The following is a 21,050-nucleotide window of genomic DNA, read 5'->3' on the forward strand; positions in this document are numbered from 1 at the left end:
CGTAGAGCAGCGAGCTGGGTCGATAAGAGGAAAATTGGGACGAAGGAGTGAATGCAGATGAAGACGGTGAACATAGAAGAGCTGTTGACCTGGGCCTTCGTCCATGAGCTGCCGAAGGGCGGTGGCGTGGAAGGTCTGGAAAATCCGCATTCGGCCTGGCGTATGCTGCAGGCTTCCTCATGGGGCAAGATCACCAGCTTTGGCGAGCTTGGCGCGCTGATAGACGGCGGCCGCAAAGACTACGACAATTTTTGGATCGAGCAGGGCGAGCCACACGAAGATGCGGTGACCGTTGGCCGGGCGGTCGCGGCGATGGCAGTTTGCGAGGTCGTCATCCCGTCGGGCTGGAATGCCTTGGCAGATTGGCCGGATACGCACTGCCTGGCCGATCTCTATGTCGCGCGCTCGGTTGAACGATATCGCGCCCGTTCGCACGAGCAACGCGGCGAAGGCATTGTCAGCCTGGTCGTCGGGACCGCGATCCTCGGGCGGGAGCCGGACTGGGGCGCAGAGCCCGCCAGGATTCGGCTGGCCGAGCGCGCCGGCAAGCCGGCCTGGTTCGTCATGAAGCGCGTCATCGACGACAACGGCCAGGCCTACGACATCGAGGTGCATGGCTATGACGAGCGCGTCAAGCGGCCGGCGAGGGGCGCTTACCGAAAGTACGAGTTCGCGACCGATCCGAGCGGCGACATCATGGGCCGGCTCGACTACCAGATCTGGGTCGCAGCGCTGCGCAGGCTCGAGGCCGAGCTCGGGCCGCAGCTGATCGCGCATCGGCTGGTGTCTTCCGATCGCTCGATGACGCCCTGGCTTGAAGAGGACAGACTTGGGGTGTGGTTGGCAGACAGCGCTGCGGATCAACGCGCGAAAAAAAACGCCTCCGTCCGTTGACGCGCGGCAGAAACTTGACATAGACCTGATCACGGTAAGAAAGAACTGGCCCCGGCGCTCCTCGCGACCGGGGCTTTTCATTTTCGGAGTGCGAGCTTGAACGGCCTGCTGACGATCCGGTGGGCCGATCTCTCCGGACTCAAGCGGCTCGACAACGCGCTGGGCCGCCTGAGCGAGATGCAGCGCAGCTTGGTGCTGGCGCGAGCCGTAAATCATGTCGGCGATCGGTTGCGCACCAAGCTGACGCGGACGCTCGCGAACCAGACGGGGCTGCCGTACCGGACCATCCGCAGGGCGATCAAGGTCGAGCGGGCCAACTATGGCGAGCTCGCCTATGCCATGCGCACGCAGGGCGGCGACGTCTCGCTCAAATACTTCAAGCCGCGCGAGACGCGGGCTGGCGTGACCGCTTCGCCCTTCGGCATGCGGCGGCTGTTTGCCGGAGATTTCACCAAGGCAGGCCGGTTTCCAAATCGCGTCACCGCCAAGCGCTTGGGCGGCCACGTCTACGCGCCGGACCGGTCCTCGACGAGGTGGGCCAGGCCCGTCTCACTCGTGGATTCAGGGGTCATCATCCCGGCCGAGATGGTCAAGGGCGACACGGCGCAAGAGTTCACGGCCTTCGCCAACCGCGAGCTGCCGCCGAGGGTCATGCATGAGATCAGCTTCATGCTTCCCGGCTTCTTCGACTGACTGGGCAAGACAGCCGCGCCGCCACTCAATGTATAGGGACCGTATCCGTCCCTCGACCTCAAACGGGCAGACCGGCCCCTGGATTTCTGCCAGTCGCACCATCGAAAAAGTTGGGTTGTCAGGGTTGTCAGCGGCTCGAAGGAAGTTGTCTGGATGCCGTCTGAAGAAAACGTGATGGCGACGCCGGCCGACGTTGCGGCGCGCGACGGCGTCACGAAGCAGGCCGTGACCAAACTCGCGCGGCGACTGGTCGAGGAGCATGACCTTCCGGTCGAGCGCGACGCGCGCGATCGGATCATGCGGTTCTCGCTGGCGCACTACGATCACTACCGCGGCGAGTTCGCCAGCTCCGAGAAGATAGCGGCAGCTCGCAAGGACGCCCCGTCAGCTCCGTCGGCCAACTCAAGCACGTCGCGTGACGAAGCGCTTCGGCAAGAAGCCTGGCTCAAAGTCGGACGCGAAAAGCTGCGTCGGCAGGAGCATATCGGCCAGTTGGTTCGTACCGACCGGATGCGTGAAGCCCTGACCGTCTGCGGCCGGGAGATCCAATCGAGCATCGCTCGCCTGCAGAACAAGGCCGACGACATGGCTTTGGCAGTTTCCAGAGAAGGCGCTCATGGCCTGCGCGTGCTGTTGCGTAGCATCGCTTTCGAGTTGAACACCGAAATCGCCGATCGGCTCGGCGCCATCGTCGAGAAAGCTGCCGAGCATGACGACGTGCTCGAGGACGAAGAGTTGTGAGCATCCACGTCGGGCCCGGCCATCCCGGCGCGCTGCGCCTTGCCGGCATGGCGCTTGCGGAGGCGATCAGGCCTCGCCCGCCGGCGCGCTTTCGCCATTGGCTGCCCGACAACATCGTGCTGGTCGACGGGCCTAAGAAGGGAGAACTCTGGGCGCTCGAAGACGCGCCATATCTCGGCGAGATCGCCGACTGCCTGTCGCTCGAGCATCCCTGCAATCTGGTGACGGTGCGCAAGTCGCAGCAGACCGGCGTCTCGATCCTCGCCCTTGCCTGGTCGCTCTACATCGCCGACACGGCCCCGGACAACACCATCTACGGCCTGCCGTCGATCGATTTCCTGCAGGACATGAACAGCCAGAAGCTGCAGCCGCTTATCGAGGCCTGGCAGGTGAAGACCGGCAAGCAGGTGATCTTCCCGGCCGTGAGCCGGTCCGGCTCGGGCTCGACCATCTACGAGAAGCGCTTCGCCGGCGGATCACTGATGCTCGCCAACGCCAACGTCGCGACCGATCTCTCGGGCAAGACGACGCGCTACGGCGTCAAGGACGAGGTCTCCAAGTGGCAGACCCATGTCAGCGGCGACGATCCGGAAACGCTGTTCTTCGGTCGCTTCACCGCCTTCCGGCGCACGAAGGCCTTCAAGATCTTCGAGCTGTCGACGCCTGAGATCGACACCGGCGACGACCTGGGCGACCTGCCGGGGCATTGCCGGATCGACCGCTCCTTCAAGCGCTCCGACCAGCGTTTCTGGAACATTGGCTGCGTTGAATGCGGCGAAGAGTTCGTCCAAGGCCACGAGGGCTTCCATCTCGATCGACTGCATCCGCACAAGAGCTTCTATGTCTGCCCGCATTGCGGGCACATCATCAGCGAAACCGAGCGGGTCATCGGCGTCCGCAATGGGCGCTACATCGCCACCCTGACCGGTCCTGACCGGCACCCCGGCTTCCATGTCGATGCCTTCATCTCGCTGATGATGAGCTACGAAGCGATCGCCGAGGACATTCTCAACCACTCCAAGGCCGGCGGTCTCGGTGACAAGGGTATTTTCAATCTGGTGTACGGCCTTCCCGCCAAGGTGAAGGGCAACGCGCCGGAATATGAGCGGCTGATGGAGCGCCGCGAGCCCTTCGCGGAAATGAAGATCCCCGCCGAAGGACTTATTCTCGTCGCCGGCGCCGACGTGCAGCACAATGGCATCTGGGCCGTTGTCGTCGCCTTTGGCGAGAACCGACAGTGCTGGGTGCTGGGCGTCCGCTTCTTCGAGGGCGCGACGGACAATGCAGGCGAAGGCGCCTGGACGAAGCTCGGTGAGTTCCTCGCCAAGCCGCTCGACGACGCTTTCGGTAGCTGGCGGCGGATCGAGGCGATGGCGGTGGACGGCGGCGACGGCGGTCGTACCAACCAGGTCCTGGAATGGTGCCGGCGGCGCCCCAATGCCTATGCTGTCAAGGGCGTCGGCGGGCGCGGTGTGCCGGCAATCAGCGTCCCGGCGAAGAAGTCGGTCACCAAGCGCGGCAAGCGCAAGCGTTTCGGCAGCGCCATGCTGTGGCCCGTCGGCACATGGGGCCTCAAGTCGGAACTGTTCGCCAACCTGCACAAGCCAGGCCTGCGTTCCGGCGAGCCGGCTGATCCGCCGGGCTATGTGCATTTCGGCGACTTCCTGCCGAAGGAATATTTCCTGCAGCTCACGGCGGAGGCCTTCGTCGCCGAGGTGGTGCGCGGCAAGCTCCATGAGGAATGGAAACGCCTGCGGCCGGACAACCACTGCCTGGACGCGCAGGTCTACGCCATGGCGATGGCGGAAATGCTCGGGCTGTCGACCAACAGGGCGGACGACTGGGCGGCGCTGCGCGAGCGGCTGAGACCGGCTTCGGAGCCGGATCTGCTTCACGGCCTGCGCCATGCCCCGAAGCCTGAGACCACGGACCCGACGGAATCGACGACGGACGAGGCCTCGCAAGCCCGTCGCGAGAAATGGAAAAGGCGCGCATGAAGTTGCTGGAGCGGATATTCGGCAGGGGAGGCGCGTCCGCTCCGCGCCCGCCTGCAAATGCCGGGTATCTGCGCGACAGCCGTTCCCGGATCCTGTCGACGCGCGGCACCGCGCTGCGCGACCACCGCGACGAGGTCCGCACCGCCTGGCGCCGCGCGGCCGGCCTTGCCATGGACATCATCCAGAATTCCGGCCGTCTGAGAGGCGCGGTCGACCAGGTCATCGCCGACACCGTCGGAGTCGAGCTCATCCTCAATCCGATGCCGGATTTGTCCAAGCTTGGTTATGACAGGAAGGAGACGGACGATTTCATCAAGCTGTTGAAGGCCGAGTGGAAACGCTGGGCATGGAACGCGCGCGAATGCGACCTCAAGGGCAAGTTCATCGTGCCGCAAAAGGTCGACATCGCTCTGCGCCATGACGTCGTCTTTGGCGAGGCGCTGATGCTGATGGACTATATGTCCGCCGGCGACCGCCGCCGCTACGGCATCACGTCCGGAACCAAGATGTGCCTGACGACCCCCGCCGCTTTGGTGCAGGACACCAGTGAGTTCGAGGGGCTGTATCAGGGCGTTATCCACGATCCGAACGGCCGTCCTGTCGCCTACCGTCTCGCCGAGAAAGATACCGGCATCGTCGTCAAGCGCGACCATCGGGCCTTTGACGCGGAAGGGCGCCAGATGGTCGCTCATGTGTTCGACCCGGTGGACGGCAACGACGTGCGCGGCATTTCTCGACTCGTCGCGGCCTTTCGGGAATACCTGCAATGGGAGACGCTGGTCGACGTGACGATCCAGACCGGCATCCTGCAGACCGTCTTTGCCCAGGTGCTGACCAGCGAAAAGCCTTCGGCAGAGGCCTTCGAGGCTCTTGAAGCGCTCGGCGAAAGTCAGGACGGCAAGGAACTGCGCGCCCAGTTCCGCGACTATTTCCTTGCCGTCATGGACAAGGCGGCCGAAAGCGAAATCTCGGTCGGCAGCGATCCGAAAATCTCACATCTGGCGCCCGGAGAGAAACTGGACCTGATGTCGACGGGCATTCCGGGGCCGCAATTCCTGCCCGTGTCCAACGAGCTGCAGCGCGGCATGGCGCGCGCGATCGGCATCAGCGTTGCCAGCTACACGATGAACTATGAGGGCGCGACCTATTCCTCGACCAGAATGGAAGGGGCGTCCCTGCACCCGGTTGTCACCCGCCGCCGCGATCGCATCGCTTCGCCGATTTGCCAGATCGGCTTCGAGCATCTGGTGGACGAGCTGATCGGCACCGGCCGGCTGCCGTTCAAGGGTGGCTACGAGGCTTTCTCCGCAAACCGGGACAGGGTGCTTTGGGCAATGTGGCAAGGCCCGGCCAAGGCCACTGCCGACGACCAGAAGAGCGCCAAGGCGGCGAGCGAACGGTTGCTCAACGGGACGTCGACGCTTGACATGGAATGCGCGGAGATCGGCGCCGACGCGGAGGAGGTCTTCGAGCGCCGGCTCTACTGGCACAAGCGCTATGTCGAGGCGGGCATGCCGTCGCCGTTCGGTCAGGGGCCGGGCGACGCGAAAGACGACGTCATCCAGGACGAGAAGGCATCGAAGAAAAAGGAAGATGCCTAATGCCGGCCCTCGTCACCATCAACGGCGTTGCCGTCGACCAGGATGACCCCTGCGCGCTCTATCAGGCGCTCTATGCGGTCAAGCTGCGCGCGCTCGCCGGCGAGCATGTCGAGGAACTTTCCATCCAGTCCCCGGTGACCCGGGAGCAGCTTCGTTTTTCTGGCGCCGACATCAAGGCGCTCGACGCCGAACTGATGCGCCTCGCGGCTGCCTGCTCGGCAAAGAACGGAAAGCGTTCGCGCTACGCCAAGACCATGCGGTTCATCCGCTAGGAGCCTCCATGACATCGCTGATGCATATCGCCGACCGGGTGCTGAACCGGCCGCTGCTGATCACGCGTGACAAGGCCGAGGTGGTGCTTTCCGTCCTTGCCGGCAGGCTCGGCGTCAATGCGCCCGAGAGTTCGCGATTCGAGGGGGGATCGGTCGTCGAGGACGAGAACGGCGCCCGTCGCGCCGTGCCGTATCGCGTCACCCGCGACGGGGTCGGCATCATCACGGTCACCGGCTCCCTGGTGAACCGCGGCGCCTGGGTCGGTGCCAGCTCCGGCTTGACCTCCTATGAAGGGATCGGCTTCCAGCTGAAGTCGGCAGCTGCCGACCCTGCCGTCAGGTCCGTCATCCTCGACATGCATTCGCCAGGCGGCGAAGCCGTGGGCGCCTTCGAAACGGCAGCCCTCGTGCGCGATCTTGCCGCAAGGAAGCGAACCGTCGCGGTCGTCAACGGCATGGCGGCTTCGGCCATGTACGCAATCGCGTCGGGCGCCAACGAGATCGTCACCACGGAAACCGGCATAGCGGGCTCGATCGGCGTCGTTCTTCTGCACGCCGACTTCAGCCGGCAGCTGGACCGTGATGGCATCACGCCGACGCTCATCCACGCCGGCGTCCACAAGGTCGACGCCAACCCTTTCGAGCCGCTTTCCGACTCGGTCCGCGACGACCTGCAGGCCGAAGTCGACGCCTTCTACGGCGCCTTCCTCGGCACGGTGGCCAAAGGCCGGGGCACCAGGCTCACGGCGGCAGCGGCGCGCAAGACGGAAGCGCGCACGTTCATTGGCAAGGCTGCGGTCGACGCCGGCATCGCCGACCGGGTCGGTTCGTTCGAAAGCGTACTTGCCGAACTTTCCCGCGCCTCCACGCCGAACGGCGGGCGCTCAACCCCGCAGAAAGGGAGCAGATCCATGAGCGAGACCACCGGCGCGGCCGCCGCCATTGAAGTTGCCGGCATTCCGAAAGCCGACCACGACGCGGCGGTCGCGGCTGCCGAGACCAAAGGCCATGCCACTGGCGTGGCGGCCGAGAACAAGCGCCTGACGACCGCCCTTGGCGCCGAGGGGGTCAAGGGAGACGGCGGTCGCATGGCGGCGGCGCTCGACCTGGCGACCAAGTCGCCTGCCATGACGGGTGAAGATGTCGCCGCGTTCGTCGTCGCCAACGTCGCGGCTGTCAAGCCGGCCGACGCGGACGCCGAGGTCTATGAGAAATCGCGCCTTGCCGCGGCCGGCCTCGCGCAGCCCGGCGCTGGAAAGTCCGCGGCGGCATCGCAGGAAGCGGCCAACCGGATCCTGGCCAATTACCGCGCCTCGACGGGGGCACCGGCCAGGCAGGGCTGATGCCTCGCACCATCCAACCGCAACTCCTCACCTGAAAGGGTCGATCATGACCAGCATTCCCTTTGCGCAGCCGGGCATGGCGGCACGTGACGTATCCGAGACGTTCACCTCCGCCGAAATCTTCAATTCGGCCATACCGCACCCTGTCACCGAGGACTTTCGGGTGGCAGCAAATGCAGCGCTGCCGGCTTTCTCGGTTGTCGGCCTCGCGGCCACGGACACCCTGGCCATGGCGACTTTTCTCCATGCGCCCGGCAACAAGGCGACCGGCCGGCTGGTGTTCTCCGGTGTCGGAGCAGTTGACGACGCCATCACCATCGGCGCGACGGTCTACACCTTGAAAGCTGCGCCGACCACTGTCGCCGGTCAGGTCAAGATCGGTGCGACGGCGGCGGAGACCGCCAGCAATTTGATCGCGGCGATCAATGGCGGAGCTGGTGCCGGCACCGCATACGGCTCGCTCACCACGCCCCATCCCGATGTCAGCGCTCAGTCCGATGCCGCCGGCATCGTCGGTATCGTCGCCAAGGCCGCGGGAGCGCCCGGCAACGCGATCGCAACCACCGAGACCGGCGCGGCCATCGCATTTTCGAACACCACCCTCGTCGGCGGGGCGGATCAGATCGGTGTGGCGCCGCTCGGCATCACGACTGCCCCGGTGGTCGACACCGATGTCGCGCAGCGCGTCGCGATCTACCGGGCCGGCAATTTCAATCCGGATGCGCTCAATTGGGATGCCTCGTTCAACACGGATGACAAGCGCGAGGCCGCTTTCCGGGTCGCGCCGGCGCCCACAAACATCCTCGTCCGCAAGCGGCTCTGAGCGCAAGGCGCAAACCCTCAACGCAATCGCGGCCCCGGCCGCCTTCAAAGGGCCACGACCATGGCGGATTTCGACAACTACGAACTTTGGGATACGCACACCCTGCTCGGTGTGTTCCGCGAACTCGACATCGTGCCGAGCTACTGGCTCGATCTTCTCTTCCCCCACCAGATGTCATCGACCGACGAATATATCGACCTGGAGAAAATTCCGCGTTCGGGTCGCAAGCTCGCGCCCTTTGTCGCCCCGATGGCGCAAGGCCGGGCGATCTACGAGGAAGGCGCGCGCGTCGAGCGCTTCAAGCCGGGTTATGTCAAGGCCAGCGATCCTGTGTCGCCGCTGCGGGCTCTCACCCGCCGCCCGGGCACCTTGCTTGGTCCCAATGCGCAGAGCCCCGCGGCGCGCTACGATGCGGTCAAAGCCGACATCCTGCAGTTCCATCGCGTCGCGGTCGAAAGGCTCTGGGAATGGATGGCCGCCAAGGCCATCATCGACGGCAAGGTCGTCATCGAAGGCAAGGACATGCCGCAGCGGCTGGTCGACTTCGGTCGCGCCGCCGGACACACCGTGGTGCTCGGCGCCGGCGCGCGCTGGGGCGATCCTGGGGTGTCCATCCTCGACGACATCCAGGGCTGGGCGGACACGATGCATTCGGCCGAATTCGGCGGCGCGCCGAACCGCATCACCGTCGGCACGGATGCCTGGGGTGTCATGCGACGCGACAGCGAGATCCTCGCCGAGATGGACTTGACCCGGCGCGGCAATGCCGACCTGACGATCAAGACCGGCCTCATGACCACCGGCGAGGTCCGCTATGGCGGCACGCTCGGTGGCGGCATCGAGGTCTGGGTCTATAAGGACTACTACACCGTCAACGGCTCGGTCACTCCGTTCATGTCGCCCAAGGATGTCGTGCTGACCGGTCCCAACGTGCAGGGCTATCGCTGCTTCGGCACGATCGTCGACGTGCATGCGCAGTTCGAGGCGCTGGCGATCTTCCCGCGCAACTACATTCCCGAAGGCGATGTGGCGATCGAGCAGATCCTCACCCAGTCGGCGCCGCTGATGGTGCCCGTCAATCCGAACGCGACGCTGAAGGCGACCGTCCTCGGCTGATTGCCTTCTCGGCAATTCAACACAATTGGAGAAAAGCATCATGGTCAAAGCCGTTGCTTTGAGCACCGTTCACCTGTGCAAGTCGCCAGGCGAGAAGAGCCCGGAAGGCAAGACAATCAAGCGCGCCGAAATCGAGGTGAAGGCGCCTGGATCAATCATCGACGTCGACAAGAAGCAGCTCGACGATCTTGTCGCTAAGGGTGCCGCGCGCCCAGCCAGCAAGGTTGACCTCGTGAAGGCGGACGAGGCCAGCCAGATGGACCTCGGCCAGGCCTGAGGTCTCACCTTTTCGGAGCCCCTCATGGACATTCGTGCAGCCCGCTCGCGCCTTGTCCATGAGACGCGCTCCCGCCTTGGCGATCTCATCACCATCCGCGCCAAGGTCCGGGGCGAGATGTCGATCGCCGACGATGCCTCCCGGCCGGCCATGGTCGACCTGAAAGGCCGGTTCGACATCGACCCGGACCTTGAATTCCTCGGCGGCCGCGATCGCGGCATGGCGCCGACCCGCTACGCCGGCCGCTTGTGCACCATTTCGATCCCGCGCGCCGACATGCCCTGGCTGCCGAAGGCCGGCGATCAGTGCGAGGTCACCAGCCGCCCGGCCGAGCCGATCTATTCGATCGAGCGCGTCGTCGATGACCTGCCCGAGGTCCTCGTGTTCTATCTATCGAACCTGAAGGCGGCGTCGTGATCTCCGCCGAAGGCGGCAAGGGCGACCGCCCGTCGGGCACGTTTGGCCGGCCGTCCGCAGCGGGCGGCGAAGCCGCGGCACGCGAAGGACAGAACCGATGAGCCTGGTCAACGCAATGCTGCGCATGCTGGCCGTCCAGGCGCTGCGCGGCAACACCATTGCCGCCGACGGCGTTACCGATTCCTCGATCGAGGCGTTGTCTTCGATCATGAGCGACCGGCAGGCGCCGGTCATCCTGGTGCGCATCGACGAAAGCAAGTATGCTGCCCAGAACGAAGGCTTCTTCGTCACCTCCGGCACCGTGACCTTCGCGCTCGACCTCATCGTTGCCTCGAGCGTCACCTATCAGACGACCGACGGCCAGACGGTCAACCAGATCGAGATCGCACCGACCGATGCCGGTCTTGAATTCTCGCTCGACATGCTCGACCGGCAGTGGCGGCGCGTGCTGTCCGACCCGACCAACGCCTTCGCGGAATGCTTCCGCTCGCTGGTCGCGGCGATCGGGCCGGTGAAGGCCGCTCGCGGCGTCGATCCGGAGGGCGGCCGCAAGCATGCCATCCGCATGGTCGAAATCGAAATCGAGCCGGTCTGCGATCCCGCTCCGGGCGCCGCACTGCCTTCCATCATCGACGCGGCGCTGGCCAAATTGGCGACGGTCGCGGATTATCAGGCGGCGGTCACCATCATGCGCGCCGAGCTCGCCAAGGGCGTCGACCTGATGAGTTGGCAGAAGATCCAGTCGACCCTGATGACGACGGCCGCGGTGCCGGCCATGCTGGGCGTCGCGCCGCCCGATGCCGGCGAAGTCGTCGGGTTCGACCAGGTCGGCACCGTCATCAACGGCGAGCAGACCGAACTGACGGACGATATCCTGCCCGATCCCGATCTCGGCGGGTCCGCCTGATGCATGACACGGAACTGGTGAGGGTCATCCTCGGCCTGCAGGCCGATATCGCCGCGCTGAAGCGCATGGTGGCCGGCAATCTGCGGTTCGGCACCGTCAAGAAGGTCGACCACGATGCCAAGCGCGTGCAGCTCCTGCTGTCCGACGCGAACGGCCGCGAATTCCTGTCGCCGCTGCGGCCGTGGGGCGAGATCGCCGGCAACGAAAAATCCTGGCGGCCGCCGACGCAAGGCCAGCAGATGATGCTGGTCGCGCCGCATGGCGACATGCGCCAGGCCGTAGCGCTGCCGATGACCTTTTCGGACCAGAACGCCGCGCCGTCTTCCGATCCCGGCACGCGGATCCTGTCGAAATTCGGCGGCGCCGCGATGTTGTTCGATGGCGGCGGCGACCGCGCCGAACTGTCGGCGCCGCGCGTCGACCTGGGCGGCGCGGAAGGCAGGAAGGTCGCTCGCATAGGCGATAAGGTTCACGTCAGTTCGGGGTCCTCGACCGGCCTTTGGCCGATCGTCGAGGGCTCCTCGAAAGTATTCGCCGCCGACTAGGAGGCTTCCATGAAACTCGTTGTCACCAAGCGCGCGCCGCACCTTGGCGTGGCCGGCACCGCCGTCGAAATGACGCCGTCGCAGGCGGCTTATGAGCGGCTGCGAGGCCATGTCGTCGAGCCGGCGCAGCCGAAGGCCGATGGATCGGCCGACGCTCCGGCAAAGCAGGGCAGGCGCGGGAAGCGCAAGTGACGCAATTCGGCATGGACCGCTCGACCGGGCTGCGGCAGAGCGGCTGGGACAACGTCATCCAGGCGATCGAGATCCTGCTGACGACACGCTATTTCGAGCGCGTCTTGCGTGAATATGTCGGCAGTCCGGTCCCGGCGCTGCTCGGCGAGCTCGCCAACGTCCAGACCGTCATCCGCTTCCAGTGGTCGGTCGCGGCCGTGATCCTGCTTTTCGAGCCGCGCCTCACGCCGACGCGCATCTCGCCGCTGACACTCGACCGCGCCGGCGCTTCCGCCTGGGTCATCGAAGGCATCTACCGGCCGCGCGCCCATCTCGGCGACTTCACGCCGGCCGGCACCGTCTCGCTGCGCCTCGGTCAGGCCGGCGGCCAACTGATCGTCACGGGGTAGGTAATGCTCGATCTGTCCACGCTCGAGGGCTTGCCCGATCCGCAGGCGATCAGCGTCACGTCCGAGGCTGCCGCGCTGGCCGCCATCAAGGCCGTATTCGTCGATCTGGCTACCGCCAGCGGGCTCGACGTCTCCGGCTTCATCGACCTCGAGGGCGAGCCGGGCAACATCCAGCTGCAGGTCGGCGCTTTTCGCGAAGTCTTCTACCGGGCGGCCATCAACGACGCCGTCAAGGCCAACCTTCTGGCCTTCGCCGCCGGCGGGGACCTTGACCATCTCGCCGCCTTCTACGACGTGGTGCGGCTGGACGGCGAGACCGACGCCCGGCTTCGCGCCCGCACCCTCGCCGCGATCTCCAGCCGTTCGACCGCCGGGTCGGAGGACTGGTACAAGAGTGCGGCGTTCCGGGCGAGCATCCGCGTCAAGGATGTCGCCGTCTATCGCGTCGGTACCGGCCCGGACATTCGCATTGCCGTGCTTGCGACCGACAATTTCGGCGAGCCGGACGCCGCTCTGCTCGCCGCGGTCGACGCCGAGGCGCAGAAGAACAGCGTGCGGGTGATTTCCGACCGCATCACCGTTGTGTCCGCCACAAACGCGACGGTGAACGTCGCCGCCGATATCTGGCTTCTGCCGACGACGCCGATGACCGTCTTCGAAAGCCTCGAGGCGCTGTTGCGTCAGTCGTTGGCCGACGAGGGCGGGCTCGGCTTCAACCTGACGCGCTCCTGGCTGGTTTCCAAGCTCCAGGTGCCGGGCGTCCAGAAAGTGTCGCTGACCGCTCCGGTGACCGACACGACCGTGGATGACGGCGCCGCGGTGAAGCTTGGCACGGTGACGCTCACCTTCAAGGGCCGCGACCGGTGAGCGAACGGCAGAACCTGCTGCCGCAGAACGCGACGGCCTTCGAGCGCGCGCTCGCGGAATCGCTCGACCGGCTGCCGGAGCTTGAGCCCGGTTTCGACGAGCTGCGCGGCTTCAAATTCGCGCCGGTGCAGCCCTCGATCCTGCCCTGGCTCGTCGTCGAATACGGGCTTGGCGCGATCTCGCAATACCTGCCCGACCTCGCCTCGGTCATCGAATACGGCCTGCGGTGGCAGCGGGTGAAGGGCACGCCGCAAGGTGTCGCCGAAAGCCTGACATGGGTCGGCTACGCCTTCTCGACGTTCTACGAGGCGCCGGTGCGCCGCACCCGCTGGCACCTCTATGAACTTGAGCTCGACCGTTTCCGCGACGACGAGGATGATCTCGGCACGATCGAGGCCGTGGTGCGCCTGTCGGACCCGGTCCGCTCCGAGTTCTACCGCGCCTGGAACGGCTACAATGTGCGCGAGCACGACTGGGCCTACACCAGGTGGGGCGACGGCATCTGGGGCGACAACTCCGGCGTCTTCCTCCACGCCGGCGGCGTCAAATGGTCCTTCGGCCGCACCTTCGATGCCGGCCAGCACGACCTGACGGAAGCCGAGCTGACCGCGCTTGGCGCCTGGATCGAGCCGGTCGAGGGCGGGTCGATCGGCTGGGGGCCGTTCCCCTGGAACACGCCCGGCCTGAAATGGGTCTCGGACGCCGCTCTGTCGAGGGCGCAGATCATCGCCACCGCGCTGCTCGCCAAGTCGTGCTGGATCGGCGTCTATCGTGAGGACGGCTCGCCGATCGGTTTCCGCAGGGCGCGAGTCTATCGGCCGGTCAGCGCTTCCTTCGGAGGCTACTACCAGGCCGCCGGGCAAAGCTGGGTCGTGGCAAGCGGCGCCGGTCCGAACCTTTATGTCGAAGCCATGATGGATTTCGGCGAAGGCGAGGGCGAGACCATCCAATCCTGGAGCGTCACGCTCGGCGGCGTGCCCCTCGGCGCACACCCCGCCGGTATCCGCTGGCTGCCCGGCGCCGCAATCGCGGGTGGCGCCATCGTCGGCGGCTTCGATATCGCGCCGGCGCTTCTCGGCAAAACCTCGCGCGAACGCTTTCGTGCGCTCTTGAAAATCAGCTGAGGCAAAATGGCTTACGAGCACGAGTCGAACCTGACCGGCGCCTATGACCGCTCCCCGCAGTTCCCGCTGTGGGACAGCGTGCTCAACCGTGAAGGCAAGATTGGTCAGGCGGCCGAGATGGTCGAGGCCCAGACCATCCTTCAGCGGAAGATCCGTTCGATCGGCAATCTGGTCGCGCGCGACGGCGACCGCGTCGAAGGCGCCGACATCATCATCGACGTTGCGGCCGAAACCGTCACGCTGATCGCCGGCAAGCTCTATGTGGCAGGCCGTGTTCTCGACGCGCCGGCGGCGGTGCTGACAGACGTGCCGATGACAGGTGCCGTGCACATTGGGGTGCGCCTGCTCAAAACTTATGTCACCGAGCTCGAGGAGCCCGCTCTGCTGGGCCTGATGCCGGGCTCCCTGTCCGAGGGGGAAGCGGGCGCCGCGCGCGTCGTGTTCGCGCTCGCCTGGGGCTTCTCCGGCGACGGCGGCGAGGGCGATCTCTATTCGGTCTACCTGTTGAAGGACGGTGTGGCGATCGACCAGACGCCGCCGCCGAACCTGACCGGCATCAACGCGCAGCTCGCGATCTACGACTTCGACGCGAACGGCAACTATATCGTCTCCGGCTGCTCCGTCTCGGCGCTGGGCAAGGATGGCGCCGACCAAGTCTTCTCGATCGCCGAGGGTGTCGCCAACATCAAGGGCCAGAAGCGCACGCGCTATGCGGCGCTGCGCCACCGCGAGACGGAAAGCTTCGATCTCTTCCGCATCCCAACCGAGGTGCACACCTTCGGCACGAACCCGACTATCCTCACCCTCAATCACGGCCCAATTGCCACCATCCGCGAAGTTCTGGTCGAGAAGGAAGTAACTGATACGGTTGTTCGTGGCGGCACGCCGAACGGCTCGGACGCGCTCACCAACACCGGCGTCACCGCCATCCTCGAGGTTAAGCAGGGCGCAACGACTTATGTTAGCCCGGCCGATTACACCAAGGCCGGCGACCTGGTGTCGTGGGCGGCTGGCGGCGCCGAGCCGGCGACCGGGTCGAGCTACACCGTCAGATATCGCTATCTCGGCATCGTCTCGCCGACCGACATCACCGCGACCTCGATCACCGTCGCCGGCGGCGTGAACGGCGGCCAGATACAGGTCGACTATGACTTCAAGCTGCCGCGCGTCGACGTGCTCGGCTTGGATAGCGACGGCAACTCGGTCTACCTGAAGGGCGTTTCGAGCCGCACCAACGCGCTGCCGCCGACGGTGCCGGCCGACGTGCTGCCGCTCGCGCTGGTCGAGAACATCTGGACCGGCACGCCGAACGTCACCAATATCGGCGTCCGCGCCTACACCATGGCGAAGATCGACCGGATGTATAACAGCCTGGTCGACGCTCTGGACCTGATCGCGCTCGAGCGCCTGCAGCGCGACATCGACAGCCGCGAGCCGATCTCGAAGAACGGCGTCTTCGTCGATCCCTTCACCTCCGACCGCTACCGTGACGAGGGCGAGGCGCAGACCGCGGCTGTGTTCGGCGGCCTGCTGCGGCTGGCGATCGACCCCAGCTTCCATTCGATCAACCTGGCGGGCGTGACGCTGCTGAACTGGACGGAAGAAGTGGCGGTCGAGCAGGCGCTGGCCACTCGCTGCACCAAGATCAATCCCTATCAGAATTTCACGCCGCTGCCGGCGTCGATGACGATCAATCCGCCGGTCGACTACTGGACGGAGAGCGCCACCGAATGGGCCTCCGACAGCGCGGCGGCTCTGTCGTCGCCGGTTGTCATCACCACGTCGAGGTCGACCACCGGCCGCACCACGACGACGACCACGACGACGCAGAAGGAGACGATCGAGAGCTCGACGCGCGAGGAGCGGCTTTCCTATCTCAGGCAGATCTCGCTGCAGTTCACTATTCATGGCTTCGGCGCCGGCGAGAACCTGACTAAGCTCGAATTCGACGGCATCGACGTCAATCCGGGCGGCCTTTCCGCCGACGGCGCCGGCCAGATCGTCAACAGCTTCACCGTCCCGGCCAATGTGCCGGCCGGCGCGAAGGGCCTCGTCGCCGAGGGCGCCGGCGGCTCGAAGGCTGCCGCCATCTTCGTCGGGCAGGGCACGATCGACATCGAGACGCTGCGTCGCGTCATCACCACGACCGTGCAGCAGACCTCAGTGACAGCGCCGCGCGAGACCGGAGGTGTCGGCGGCGGTGGCGGCGGCAATGGCGGCAGCCGGTCCGACCCGCTGGCGCAGACCTTCACGCTGACCGAGGGGCGGCACATTGCCGGCGTCAACCTGAAGGTCTGCCTGGTCGGCGATCCCGACAATCCGATCGTGCTCGAGCTGGTCGAGGTCGCCAACGGCATTCCGACCGTCAACGTCATCGCCCAGGCGTTCTACGACATGAACGCAGCGGTGATCGGCCAGTGGACCGAGATCCGCTTCCCCTATCCGATCTGGCTCGCCGGCGGCATCGAATACGCCTTCGTCGTCAAGACCAATGACGGCGACCATTCGATCAAGACGGCCAAGCTCGGCGACTTCGATGCCGACCTGCAGCAGCCGGTCGCCGCGCAGCCCTATTCGGTCGGCGTGATGCTGTCGTCGTCGAACGCCGTCACCTGGACGCCGCACCAGGACGAGGACATCTGCTTCCAGCTGGTCGCGGCCAAGTTCGCGCCGGTGGCCAAGACTATCAATGTCGGCACCTTCGCGGTCGCCAACATGAGCGATCTCCTGATCCGCGCCGAGGTCGAGCTGCCGACCGCCGCGGCCGCGATGCATTTCGAGGTCGAGCTCGACGACGGTTCGGTCACCCTGCTCAACCCGGACCAGGCCTGGGAACTGCAGGCCTTCTACACCGGCAATGTCCAGGTCCGCGCCGTGCTCACCGGCTCGGCCAAGGTCTCGCCGGTGGTGTTCCCGGTGATCCTGGCGATCGAGGGCGAACTGCAGACGACGGGCACCTATGTGACCCGCGCCTTCGACATGGGGACCGGCGTCGACATCCTGTCCTACCTGAAGACCAAGATCCCGACCGGCGCGACGATCGCGCTGCATGCTGACGCCGCCAACGATGTCTGGACAGCGGTTCCGCAGGTGACGCAGACGCCGCTGCAGGACGCCGGCTGGGTCGAGCGCAAATACAGTGTCGTCGGCTTCAATGCCAATCCCGTTGGGCGCATCCGCATCACGCTCACCGGCACCCCGGCGGCGCGGCCGATGGCCTACGACTTCCGGGCGATCTCGACCCCGTAACCCTCGCTTAGGACCGCCAATGCCTGTTGAAAACAGCACGCCGAACCGCGGCTATCAGCTTCCGGACGGCAGCAACAATCTCGAAGACGACGTTCTGCGGCTGATCGCGGCGCTCTCAGCGATCGACCTCGACATTGCCGGCCTGCTCGTCTCGGTGGCGCAACGCGCTCTGCTGGTCCACAGCCACGTCATCGCCGACACGACCGGACTGCAGGCCGCGCTCGACAGCAAGCAGGACGGCTCGGAAAAGGGCAACGCGAACGGCTATGCCAGCCTCGACGCGACGGGCAAGGTGCCGGCTGCGCAACTGCCGGCGGCGCTCTTTGGTGCCATGTCCTACCAAGGCACTTGGAACGCCATTACGAACTCCCCGACGATTCCGGCGGCTTCAAGCGCCAACAAGGGCCAGTACTACAAAGTCGACACGCCCGGCGCGACAAACGTCAGCGGCATCACCGACTGGAAGGTCGGGGACTGGATCGTTTCGAACGGCACATCTTGGGACAAGATCGACAATACCGACCAGGTTTCGAGCGTAGCCGGCAAGAGCGGGGCAGTGACGCTTCAGGTCGCCGACATCATCGACATGAGCGCTAGCGGCCGTTCCTTGGTGCAGGCGGCAAGCAACGCGGCAATGAAGGCGCTGCTTGCGGTGACCGCTGCAGACATCACCGATGCGTCCGCCAACGCTCGCTCGTTGATTACCGCGGCCGACTACTCGGCCATGCGGACGCTCCTCGGCTTGGTAATTGGCACGCACGTTCAAGCCTATTCGGCCGTGCTTGCCGGAACTACCGCGAGCTTCACGACGGCGCTGTTGGCCAAGCTGAACGGCCTTCCCGGCACCGTCGACTATGGCGCTGGCAACGCAGGTTTAACCTACGGCGCCGTTGGAACCTATGTCTTTGGCTACAGTCTAAACGGCACCGGCATCGTGGACGGATCAACATACGCCGGGTCTGCGATACAGCCCTCCGGCGTTAGCGAGAACAGTAGCACAGACGCCACGGACGATACCGTGTTCGGGTCCGGCTCAATGACTGGCGTCAAGGGCGGCGCCGCTCTTTCAGGAACGTGGAGGGCTATGGGGCGCGTGAACAATAGTGCCGGGTCCAACCGCCGCCGGCAAACGCTCTTCTTAAGGATCTCGTAATGGACTACCGCAACCCCATTTATAATCAGTTCGGCGCAGTTGATCTCGAGATTGAGCATCCTGCATTTGGCTGGATACCATTCACGGCGTCTCCTGATGATCCGGAGGAACTGGGCCGGGCTATGTTCGCCGAAGCAGCTGGGACGGCAACGGCCTACTCGCGGACTGTTCCAACGCTAGAGGAAACCCGTGTCGCCAAGCTCAGCGCCCTTTCCGATCAGCGGTGGAAGGTCGAGACTGGTGGGATTCTCGTGAACGGGGCGCCAGTTCGCACTGATGCAAACAGTCAGGCTAAGATCACCGGCGCCGTAGCCCTTTTCAAGAACGACCCCGAGCTTCAGGCGATTGATTGGGAGGCGCAGCCGGGCATATGGGTCACGCTCGATGCTGTAACGATGACCGCAATCGCCATCGCGGTCGGGAGGCATGTGCAAGCGTGTTTCAGTCGGGCGAGGGCATTGTCAGCGGAAATTGGCGACGCGTCTGATTTCGCGGCGCTCGAGGCAGTCGACATCGAAACCGGATGGCCTCGCTAACCTACCAGAGGCGCCAGAGCAGTAGACAAAGCACGGCGAAACAAAGCCATAGCGACAGGCGGATTTCGAATAGCGCTTGCGCGATAGCGTTCGGCGCGACCTCTTTGAAGTCGTCCTGCTCAAAGCGTTCCTGCGCTTCGATGATTAGGCGTTCCGCTTTTTTTGGCCTGTCTCCAGTCACTGCCGGCTCTCTTCTGAGGCTGTTGAGCGCCAGTTCCATAGCTCGACAGTCCGGCGGTGTCCAGTTCGACCAATATTACTTGTCTCTAAAGTACATCGCTCAACCCGATCAGCCGGGTTGTCTTTCAGCTCCACAGGAGAGACTGTCATGACCGACCCGGTCTTCGGGATCACAATCCGGCGCGACGCCAACGAGGCGGCCGTGCCGTCCAATGCGCTGATGAGCGTCGTCGGCATCTGCATGCCCTTCGGCAAGGCCGCGACGGCGACGCAAGCCGCCTTCGACGCGGCGTTCCCGGCCGGTGTCGCCGTCCGTCTGAACTCCAATGACACGGCCAAGCTGGCGCTCTGCGATCCCGATTCGCTGTTCGTCGACGCCGTCGAGGGCATCAATGCACAGCTCGGCCCCTACCAGATCGCCGCGCAGCTCGTCGTCAACCGCGTCGCGGAAGGCGAGGACATCGGCGAGACGATGGCCAATATCATCGGCTCGTCGGTCGCCGGCACCGGCATCAATGCCTTCGTCAATGCCGGCGCCGATCTCGGCGTCTATCCGCGCCTGATCCTGGTGCCCGGCTACACGACCCAGCAATTCGGTGCCATGACCGGCCTGACGCTTACCACTCAAGGGACCAACATGACGGTGGCGCCGGCCGTCGCGTTGACCGGTGGCGGTGCCGATCCGAACAAGGTGCTGCCGACCGCGCATGCCGTGATGGGCACCGGCCCCGACGCGCAGAAGGTCGCCTCGCTGGTCATCGACACGCCCGGAAACTATCTGTCCGGCGCGCTCACCGTCACCTTCAGCGGCGGCGGGGTCGATGCCGGCAAGGTACTGCCGACCGCGACCGCGACGGTCGAGGAACTCGCCAACGCCGTCTGCGCGGCGCTGCCGGAGGTGCTGAACAAGATCCTCGCCGTGGCGATCGTCGACGGCCCCAACGGCCTGACGAACTTCACCCAGTGGCGCGAGACCCTGTCCTCCGACCGGCTGATCCCGGTGACGCCCGGCATCAAGCGCCTCGACGCGTCCGGCGATGTCGTCACCCGCCCCGCCGCGCCTCGTATCGCCGGCCTTGCCGTGCGCCGCGACTATGAGAATGACGGCCGGCCGTTCCGCTCCTGGGCCAACCAGGCGCTCTACGGCATTGTGGGGCCGGAGCAGAACTATCGCTTCTCGCTCACCGACGGCTCGACCGAGGGGCAGGAAATCCTGGCCGCCCAAGGCGGGATCATCGTGCGCGGCGACAGCGGCGACGATTTCGCCATCGCCGATGGCGGCTTCGTCTATATCGGCACCGACAACCTGTCGGACCAGACGATCTGGCAGCAATATCACAAGGTGCGCGGCCGCGACTTCATCGAGCTCACCTGCCTGCGTACGCTGCGCCAGTTCCTGGGCAAGTTCAACCTGACCACCCAGACCATCCAGTCCGTCCTCAACACCGTCCACGACATCCTCGCCAAGGCGGAAGCCAACGGCGACATACTCGGCTTCAAATGCCGCTTCGACCCGCAGCTGAACAACGCGCAGGATCTGCGCGCCGGCCATATCTATATCGACGCGCAATTCGAGGAAGCGCCGGTGTTCCGCCGCCTGACCATGACCAGCCGTCCCTACGCGCCTGCGCTCCAGGCGACGATCGACGAGCTGATTGCTCGCCAGAACCTGATCTCCTGATCACGTCGGCGCCGGCCCACACCTCAACTCCTGCCTGAAAGGGAACGCCAGCC

At 65.3% G+C, this 21,050-nt stretch carries 22 protein-coding genes; 21 read left to right on the forward strand and 1 reads right to left on the reverse strand.

The features are described 5' to 3' along the window. Positions 1-57 precede the first annotated feature (57 nt). From A9K66_RS22400 to A9K66_RS22495, 20 genes are all read left to right on the forward strand, one after another. Positions 58-894, forward strand: a complete 837-nt coding sequence (locus tag A9K66_RS22400) for a hypothetical protein (protein WP_156751125.1) — start codon at positions 58-60, stop codon at positions 892-894. 96 nt (positions 895-990) lie between these two features. Next, complete coding sequence (locus A9K66_RS22405; RefSeq protein WP_082954019.1) at positions 991-1,587, forward strand: phage tail protein; 597 nt, start codon at positions 991-993, stop codon at positions 1,585-1,587. Between the two features lie 174 nt (positions 1,588-1,761). After that, positions 1,762-2,328, forward strand: coding sequence for a hypothetical protein (locus tag A9K66_RS22410; protein ID WP_067327961.1), 567 nt, complete (start codon positions 1,762-1,764; stop codon positions 2,326-2,328). After that, positions 2,325-4,325 (forward strand): terminase gpA endonuclease subunit, encoded by a 2,001-nt coding sequence (locus tag A9K66_RS22415; protein ID WP_245307644.1) that lies wholly within the window; start codon positions 2,325-2,327, stop codon positions 4,323-4,325. Before A9K66_RS22410 ends, A9K66_RS22415 begins: the two co-directional genes overlap by 4 nt. Beyond that, positions 4,322-5,926, forward strand: coding sequence for a phage portal protein (locus A9K66_RS22420; protein ID WP_067328035.1), 1,605 nt, complete (start codon positions 4,322-4,324; stop codon positions 5,924-5,926). The genes A9K66_RS22415 and A9K66_RS22420 overlap by 4 nt, the downstream gene beginning before the upstream one ends. Next, positions 5,926-6,198 carry a hypothetical protein gene (locus tag A9K66_RS22425; RefSeq protein ID WP_067327962.1) on the forward strand — a complete coding sequence of 91 codons (273 nt, stop codon included), beginning with the start codon at positions 5,926-5,928 and terminating at the stop codon, positions 6,196-6,198. Before A9K66_RS22420 ends, A9K66_RS22425 begins: the two co-directional genes overlap by 1 nt. Before the next feature lie 8 nt (positions 6,199-6,206). Beyond that, the gene (locus tag A9K66_RS22430) at positions 6,207-7,541 is read left to right on the forward strand and encodes a S49 family peptidase (protein ID WP_067327963.1); all 1,335 of its coding nucleotides are present in this window, start codon (positions 6,207-6,209) and stop codon (positions 7,539-7,541) included. Between the two features lie 46 nt (positions 7,542-7,587). Then, on the forward strand, positions 7,588-8,364 hold the full coding sequence (locus tag A9K66_RS22435) for a hypothetical protein (protein WP_156751127.1): 777 nt from the start codon (positions 7,588-7,590) through the stop codon (positions 8,362-8,364). 60 nt (positions 8,365-8,424) lie between these two features. Further along, positions 8,425-9,480 carry a major capsid protein gene (locus A9K66_RS22440; protein ID WP_067327965.1) on the forward strand — a complete coding sequence of 352 codons (1,056 nt, stop codon included), beginning with the start codon at positions 8,425-8,427 and terminating at the stop codon, positions 9,478-9,480. Between the two features lie 40 nt (positions 9,481-9,520). Beyond that, a complete protein-coding gene (locus tag A9K66_RS22445; protein WP_095781612.1) occupies positions 9,521-9,757 on the forward strand; it encodes a hypothetical protein in 237 nt (78 codons plus the stop codon). Positions 9,758-9,781: 24 nt separating this feature from the next. Further along, the gene (locus A9K66_RS22450; protein ID WP_067327967.1) at positions 9,782-10,174 is read left to right on the forward strand and encodes a hypothetical protein; all 393 of its coding nucleotides are present in this window, start codon (positions 9,782-9,784) and stop codon (positions 10,172-10,174) included. A gap of 97 nt (positions 10,175-10,271) precedes the next feature. After that, positions 10,272-11,081 (forward strand): hypothetical protein, encoded by an 810-nt coding sequence (locus tag A9K66_RS30480; protein ID WP_067327968.1) that lies wholly within the window; start codon positions 10,272-10,274, stop codon positions 11,079-11,081. Then, on the forward strand, positions 11,081-11,626 hold the full coding sequence (locus tag A9K66_RS30485) for a phage baseplate assembly protein V (protein ID WP_067327969.1): 546 nt from the start codon (positions 11,081-11,083) through the stop codon (positions 11,624-11,626). Before A9K66_RS30480 ends, A9K66_RS30485 begins: the two co-directional genes overlap by 1 nt. A 9-nt stretch (positions 11,627-11,635) precedes the next feature. Then, positions 11,636-11,818 (forward strand): hypothetical protein, encoded by a 183-nt coding sequence (locus A9K66_RS22465; protein ID WP_067327970.1) that lies wholly within the window; start codon positions 11,636-11,638, stop codon positions 11,816-11,818. After that, the gene (locus tag A9K66_RS22470) at positions 11,815-12,207 is read left to right on the forward strand and encodes a GPW/gp25 family protein (RefSeq protein WP_095781607.1); all 393 of its coding nucleotides are present in this window, start codon (positions 11,815-11,817) and stop codon (positions 12,205-12,207) included. The genes A9K66_RS22465 and A9K66_RS22470 overlap by 4 nt, the downstream gene beginning before the upstream one ends. Positions 12,208-12,210: 3 nt before the next feature. Then, positions 12,211-13,074, forward strand: a complete 864-nt coding sequence (locus A9K66_RS22475; RefSeq protein ID WP_067327972.1) for a baseplate J/gp47 family protein — start codon at positions 12,211-12,213, stop codon at positions 13,072-13,074. Further along, positions 13,071-14,198: a phage tail protein gene (locus A9K66_RS22480; protein ID WP_067327973.1), complete on the forward strand. Its 1,128-nt coding sequence runs from the start codon at positions 13,071-13,073 to the stop codon at positions 14,196-14,198. Before A9K66_RS22475 ends, A9K66_RS22480 begins: the two co-directional genes overlap by 4 nt. A gap of 6 nt (positions 14,199-14,204) precedes the next feature. Further along, positions 14,205-17,447, forward strand: coding sequence for a DUF4815 domain-containing protein (locus A9K66_RS22485; protein WP_067327974.1), 3,243 nt, complete (start codon positions 14,205-14,207; stop codon positions 17,445-17,447). A 19-nt stretch (positions 17,448-17,466) separates the two neighbouring features. Then, complete coding sequence (locus tag A9K66_RS22490) at positions 17,467-18,600, forward strand: hypothetical protein (RefSeq protein WP_067327975.1); 1,134 nt, start codon at positions 17,467-17,469, stop codon at positions 18,598-18,600. Beyond that, complete coding sequence (locus A9K66_RS22495) at positions 18,600-19,136, forward strand: DUF4376 domain-containing protein (protein ID WP_067327976.1); 537 nt, start codon at positions 18,600-18,602, stop codon at positions 19,134-19,136. Before A9K66_RS22490 ends, A9K66_RS22495 begins: the two co-directional genes overlap by 1 nt. A gap of 1 nt (position 19,137) precedes the next feature. Here A9K66_RS22495 and A9K66_RS22500 read toward each other — a convergent pair whose 3' ends face one another. Continuing rightward, positions 19,138-19,356, reverse strand: a complete 219-nt coding sequence (locus tag A9K66_RS22500; protein WP_067327977.1) for a hypothetical protein — start codon at positions 19,354-19,356, stop codon at positions 19,138-19,140. 108 nt (positions 19,357-19,464) lie between these two features. On the opposite strand from A9K66_RS22500, the gene A9K66_RS22505 reads away from it, so the two are divergent. Next, positions 19,465-20,997, forward strand: coding sequence for a hypothetical protein (locus A9K66_RS22505; protein WP_067327978.1), 1,533 nt, complete (start codon positions 19,465-19,467; stop codon positions 20,995-20,997). Positions 20,998-21,050: the final 53 nt, after the last annotated feature.

This window comes from Mesorhizobium sp. AA23, assembly GCF_001672435.1.
In the GTDB taxonomy this organism is placed as follows: domain Bacteria; phylum Pseudomonadota; class Alphaproteobacteria; order Rhizobiales; family Rhizobiaceae; genus Mesorhizobium.

Coding starts and splice junctions, on each gene's coding strand:
- A9K66_RS22400 (WP_156751125.1), top strand. CDS start 58: ATGAAGACGGTGAACATAGAAGAGCTGTTGACCTGGGCCTTCGTCCAT.
- A9K66_RS22410 (WP_067327961.1), top strand. CDS start 1,762: ATGGCGACGCCGGCCGACGTTGCGGCGCGCGACGGCGTCACGAAGCAG.
- A9K66_RS22420 (WP_067328035.1), top strand. CDS start 4,322: ATGAAGTTGCTGGAGCGGATATTCGGCAGGGGAGGCGCGTCCGCTCCG.
- A9K66_RS22425 (WP_067327962.1), top strand. CDS start 5,926: ATGCCGGCCCTCGTCACCATCAACGGCGTTGCCGTCGACCAGGATGAC.
- A9K66_RS22430 (WP_067327963.1), top strand. CDS start 6,207: ATGACATCGCTGATGCATATCGCCGACCGGGTGCTGAACCGGCCGCTG.
- A9K66_RS22435 (WP_156751127.1), top strand. CDS start 7,588: ATGACCAGCATTCCCTTTGCGCAGCCGGGCATGGCGGCACGTGACGTA.
- A9K66_RS22440 (WP_067327965.1), top strand. CDS start 8,425: ATGGCGGATTTCGACAACTACGAACTTTGGGATACGCACACCCTGCTC.
- A9K66_RS22445 (WP_095781612.1), top strand. CDS start 9,521: ATGGTCAAAGCCGTTGCTTTGAGCACCGTTCACCTGTGCAAGTCGCCA.
- A9K66_RS22450 (WP_067327967.1), top strand. CDS start 9,782: ATGGACATTCGTGCAGCCCGCTCGCGCCTTGTCCATGAGACGCGCTCC.
- A9K66_RS30480 (WP_067327968.1), top strand. CDS start 10,272: ATGAGCCTGGTCAACGCAATGCTGCGCATGCTGGCCGTCCAGGCGCTG.
- A9K66_RS30485 (WP_067327969.1), top strand. CDS start 11,081: ATGCATGACACGGAACTGGTGAGGGTCATCCTCGGCCTGCAGGCCGAT.
- A9K66_RS22465 (WP_067327970.1), top strand. CDS start 11,636: ATGAAACTCGTTGTCACCAAGCGCGCGCCGCACCTTGGCGTGGCCGGC.
- A9K66_RS22475 (WP_067327972.1), top strand. CDS start 12,211: ATGCTCGATCTGTCCACGCTCGAGGGCTTGCCCGATCCGCAGGCGATC.
- A9K66_RS22485 (WP_067327974.1), top strand. CDS start 14,205: ATGGCTTACGAGCACGAGTCGAACCTGACCGGCGCCTATGACCGCTCC.
- A9K66_RS22490 (WP_067327975.1), top strand. CDS start 17,467: ATGCCTGTTGAAAACAGCACGCCGAACCGCGGCTATCAGCTTCCGGAC.
- A9K66_RS22495 (WP_067327976.1), top strand. CDS start 18,600: ATGGACTACCGCAACCCCATTTATAATCAGTTCGGCGCAGTTGATCTC.
- A9K66_RS22500 (WP_067327977.1), bottom strand. CDS start 19,356: ATGGAACTGGCGCTCAACAGCCTCAGAAGAGAGCCGGCAGTGACTGGA.
- A9K66_RS22505 (WP_067327978.1), top strand. CDS start 19,465: ATGACCGACCCGGTCTTCGGGATCACAATCCGGCGCGACGCCAACGAG.